This is a genomic window from Thiorhodococcus mannitoliphagus (assembly GCF_010915725.1).
Lineage (GTDB): Bacteria > Pseudomonadota > Gammaproteobacteria > Chromatiales > Chromatiaceae > Thiorhodococcus > Thiorhodococcus mannitoliphagus.
The window spans coordinates 1-2,500 of the sequence record NZ_JAAIJR010000215.1; the positions used below are offsets into that span (position 1 = coordinate 1).

Here is a 2,500-nt window from a genome sequence, read left to right on the forward strand (position 1 = left end):
TTTTCCTTGCGCAAAGAAAAACCCCCGTCACCTGATTTGGGTAGCGGGGGTTTTAGGGATAAGGCCCTGGCGGTGACCTACTTTCGCATGGGGAAGCCCCACACTAGCATCGGCGAGACAGCGTTTCACGTCTGAGTTCGGGAAGGGATCAGGTGGTTCCACTGCTCTATGGCCGCCAGGAAAACGGTGAGGAGCGGGCGATAGGCCCTCTCCTGCAATTCGGTGTGATCGTGTTTCAACGTACTTGGGTGTTATATGGTCAAGCCGCACGGTCAATTAGTACAGGTTAGCTTCACACGTTACCGCGCTTCCACACCCTGCCTATCAACGTCGTAGTCTCCAACGGACCTTTAGAGGCATCGAGTGCCTAGGGAGACCTCATCTTGGGAGGGGCTTCCCGCTTAGATGCTTTCAGCGGTTATCCCGTCCGTACATAGCTACCCGGCAGTGCCACTGGCGTGACAACCGGAACACCAGGGGTACGTCCACTCCGGTCCTCTCGTACTAGGAGCAGCTTCCCTCAAGTCTCCAACGCCCACGGCAGATAGGGACCGAACTGTCTCACGACGTTCTAAACCCAGCTCGCGTACCACTTTAAATGGCGAACAGCCATACCCTTGGGACCGACTTCAGCCCCAGGATGTGATGAGCCGACATCGAGGTGCCAAACACCGCCGTCGATATGAACTCTTGGGCGGTATCAGCCTGTTATCCCCGGAGTACCTTTTATCCGTTGAGCGATGGCCCTTCCATACAGAACCACCGGATCACTAAGACCTACTTTCGTACCTGCTCGACGTGTCTGTCTCGCAGTCAAGCACCCTTATGCCTTTGCACTCAATGCGCGATTTCCGACCGCGCTGAGGGTACCTTCGTGCTCCTCCGTTACGCTTTGGGAGGAGACCGCCCCAGTCAAACTACCCACCATGCACTGTCCCTACCCCGGATCACGGGGCGAGGTTAGAACGTCAAATAGACCAGGGTGGTATTTCAAGGTTGGCTCCACCAGAACTAGCGTCCCGGCTTCAAAGCCTCCCACCTATCCTACACAAGTCGATTCAACGTCCAGTGCAAAGCTGTAGTAAAGGTTCACGGGGTCTTTCCGTCTAGCCGCGGGTACTCGGCATCTTGACCGAGAATTCAATTTCACTGAGTCTCGGGTAGAGACAGTGCCGCCATCGTTACGCCATTCGTGCAGGTCGGAACTTACCCGACAAGGAATTTCGCTACCTTAGGACCGTTATAGTTACGGCCGCCGTTTACCGGGGCTTCGATCAAGAGCTTCTCCGAAGATAACCCCATCACTTAACCTTCCGGCACCGGGCAGGCGTCACACCCTATACGTCCGCTTGCGCGTTTGCAGAGTGCTGTGTTTTTAATAAACAGTCGCAGCGGCCTGGTCACTGCAACCCTCTTCGGCTCCGTGGGCAAGCCACTTCACCTAACAAGGGCGTACCTTCTCCCGAAGTTACGGTACTATTTTGCCTAGTTCCTTTACCCGAGTTCTCTCAAGCGCCTTGGGATTCTCACCCTGCCCACCTGTGTCGGTTTGGGGTACGGTCACACAACACCTGAAGCTTAGAGGCTTTTCTTGGAAGCAGGGCATCAATCACTTCGTCTCCGTGGAGACTCGTCATCACGTCTCAGGATTGACCCCCCGGATTTGCCTAAGGGATCTCCCTACACGCTTGAACCGGCAACCATCAGCCGGATGACCTAGCCTTCTCCGTCCCCCCATCGCAGTGTTGCGTGGTGCCGGAATATTAACCGGCTTCCCATCGACTACGCCTTTCGGCCTCGCCTTAGGGGCCGACTCACCCTGCGCCGATGAACGTTGCGCAGGAAACCTTGGGCTTTCGGCGGAGGGGACTCTCACCCCTCTTGTCGTTACTCATGTCAGCATTCGCACTTCCGATACCTCCAGCATGCTTGACAACACACCTTCAACGGCTTACGGAACGCTCCCCTACCATGCCACCTATCCGAAAATAGAGGCATCCGCAGCTTCGGTACATGGCTTAAGCCCCGTTACATCTTCCGCGCAGGCCGACTCGACCAGTGAGCTATTACGCTTTCTTTAAAGGATGGCTGCTTCTAAGCCAACCTCCTGGCTGTCTGGGCCTTCCCACATCGTTTCCCACTGAGCCATGATTTAGGGACCTTAGCTGGCGGTCTGGGTTGTTGCCCTCTTGACGACGGACGTTAGCACCCGCCGTCTGTCTCCCGTGATTGCACTTACTGGTATTCGGAGTTTGCATCGGTTTGGTAAGCCGGGATGGCCCCCTAGCCGAAACAGTGCTCTACCCCCAGTAGTGAGACACGAGGCGCTACCTAAATAGCTTTCGGGGAGAACCAGCTATCTCCGGGCTTGATTAGCCTTTCACTCCGACCCACAGCTCATCCGAATCTTTTTCAACAGATCCCGGTTCGGGCCTCCAGTAGGTGTTACCCCACCTTCACCCTGGCCATGGGTAGATCGCCCGGTTTCGGGTCTACTCCC

2 rRNA genes (1 of these 2 cut by a window edge) are annotated in these 2,500 nt (G+C 55.9%); both read right to left on the bottom strand.

Features of this window, described 5'->3' with window-relative positions:
• Nucleotides 1-64 precede the first annotated feature (64 nt).
• Nucleotides 65-180: ribosomal RNA gene (gene rrf, locus G3480_RS24890) — 5S ribosomal RNA — on the bottom strand.
• A 75-nt stretch (nucleotides 181-255) separates the two neighbouring features.
• Nucleotides 256-2,500, bottom strand: a 23S ribosomal RNA gene (locus G3480_RS24895) (it continues 653 nt past the right edge of the window).